The organism is Acinetobacter sichuanensis, assembly GCF_003024515.2.
GTDB lineage: Bacteria > Pseudomonadota > Gammaproteobacteria > Pseudomonadales > Moraxellaceae > Acinetobacter > Acinetobacter sichuanensis.
This window is the reverse complement of sequence record NZ_PYIX02000120.1, coordinates 1-2,295: the sequence shown is the minus strand read 5'-3', so window position 1 is coordinate 2,295 and position 2,295 is coordinate 1. Positions and strand designations below refer to the sequence as shown.

Here is a 2,295-nt window from a genome sequence, read left to right as displayed (position 1 = left end):
GCGAGTTACAGGTTTGATGATTGGAAAACGTTTGACTAATGGATAACCACCCGCATCACCCACATGATCTAAACCTGATTTTTTATCAGGCATGCCAAAATCGTCATAAACTTGCTGTTCTAATGTTTCAGTTAAGCGAGGGCACTTATTAGTATTCACTTTTAATGTGCGCTCACCCTCACCATTTAGAATTAAAGCATTGACTGAGTTAATACGATCCTTAATTGCAGGATTGGTTCCATTTACTTCAACTCGAAACCCTTTATCCCTTAAAATTTGATGATCTGATTCACTACTGTTTTTTGATGACTTTGCTTGTCCAGCTGCATCAGGAATTACCGTCATTTCATGAAATGGAAAGCGCTCAATTAGTAGTTGTGCCATCGTTGGGGTATCTCTTACCCCAACCATTTCATCTAGTGCTAATGGCTTTCCTTCACGAATCACATAAATTACAGCAGCCATTTTGAGAACGTTAAAATCCATACCAATAATTAAAGGCTCATTGGCTTGTATTTCTTCATCCGTATGGTTGAGCTTGCGATCAAAATCAGGATAAACAGCACCACTGGTTAGGTTTACGAACTGACCTTTCAAGTAGGCTGAGATCAACTGTGGTGGATATGACTCAAATAGTGATGAAATATAATCATCTGGTAGATTCAACTCGTTATCGTAGGTTGAAGCTTGAATCATCCCATAAAGCTTTTTCTTCGCAGGTGTTGAGTTGGCTTCCTTTACAAATTGCTCATAAGTAAATTTAAAACCTTCTGGGGTTGTAGCAACATCAATACCATTAATTAAACCAGGATGCTTTACACGCATACGCGCAATAATTTTACGCCATGCTTGTTGAGCCTTATCCTTATTCATGACATCGAGTTCATCAATTAAAGCATGACCAATTTTAAAACCTACGATCGTTTGTGGCTTTTCCATGGATCGGCAGATAATCGTATTTCGGTACTGCCGACCATAATAAATATCCACCTCTTTATTAGATTCATAGATCTTTGTTTTTAACCCCCAATCAAAAGCAACCTCATCAATTGTTGGAAAGAAAATGTCGCGGATCTGCGGATATGTAGGTGCAAAATATCCTAATGGTACCTTGGGGAATTCCCATGACTTATCACAAAGACTTGAACACCCAACCCAAGTTTTACCGCTTCCAAACCCAGCAACAAAAGCACGAAACTTATTTTGAAGTTGTAGAAACTTTGCCTGAGGCACATTCAGTGTCGGGTTGATATTCGGCATCGCTTCTACTCGCATCTACAACTTGAATAGTGACTTTGACTGGCGTTGGATCATCTGCGCCCTCTCCATCACCTGTTTTAATTCGCTCAATTTCAAGCTGTTTTAATTGAATATCTAAAAGCTGAAGCTCATATCCTTGCATTTCATCCTTAAACTGCCTGATAAGTTTCAACTTCAATATTCTATTCATTTTAGGATCGTCATAAATCTTCTGAAGTTCATTCAGACGTACTGCTTTATTTGCTAAAGGAATACTAAAAACATTGGTCTTAAATTCAGCGCGCGTTTTATGAAATAAATCTTTAAGTTTCTTACTTAAATTTTTACCTGTTGGTTTAGTTGGATCATATGAAGCAACCTGTTGACGTTCAATTTCTATCTTAAATTCTTGTTTTACAGCATCAGCTACTTGTTGAGGGGTTTCAAAGCAAGCAAGAGACTGAACTATAAAGACTTTTACAGGCTCTCTTAAGGTTGCCATAAACACCCCTTCGTAAAACTACGTAAAACAAAATAGGCAAAAAAAAGAGCCTTTCAGCTCAAATCACACACGTCCCACAACACTTGGAAATATCAACATCAGCAACAAACGGTGCATTCTTTGTGATTTCGACCAAACGCTGAACTGATTCATTCGCGCCCCAACGTCTGACCACACCAAAGAATTCTTCAACGTCGTGACCTGCCAAATAATGTTTAGGTAAACCTGTTATATCGCTATACAGCATTTCACCATCTTCATCGCGTTCTACACCAATGTGATAAAGCTCATGATCCAGTAACGCGCAAAAGTTACGGTCATTGCTCTTTTCACAATAACTCGCATCAATCGTAATTAAATACGTCGGTATGAAACCATACCAGTCCCGCATCTGTTGTTCTTGTCGTGCCTTCTTCCATCCACCCACGTTAAACATCACCTTTTCACATTGACCCAATACCATACGTTTTTTAGATTGAGCCGCAGATGATGCCCAAGCAAATGCTAAGAACTCGTCATTGTCGTGAAGTAGCTCAGCAATGTGATCATGATCT

At 39.0% G+C, this 2,295-nt stretch carries 3 protein-coding genes; all 3 read right to left on the bottom strand.

The genetic code is table 11. The features are described 5' to 3' along the window. Positions 1 to 1,260 (bottom strand): terminase large subunit domain-containing protein (locus C9E89_RS22220; RefSeq protein WP_107010258.1); only part of this gene is annotated, 1,260 nt, incomplete at its 3' end. Continuing rightward, entirely contained in the window at positions 1,199 to 1,741 is a 543-nt protein-coding gene (locus C9E89_RS22215) for a DUF2280 domain-containing protein (protein WP_107010257.1), read from the bottom strand. The genes C9E89_RS22220 and C9E89_RS22215, both read right to left, overlap by 62 nt. Before the next feature lie 58 nt (positions 1,742 to 1,799). After that, positions 1,800 to 2,295, bottom strand: a 496-nt coding sequence (locus C9E89_RS22210; protein ID WP_107010256.1) for a putative metallopeptidase, incomplete at its 5' end; no start/stop codon positions are given.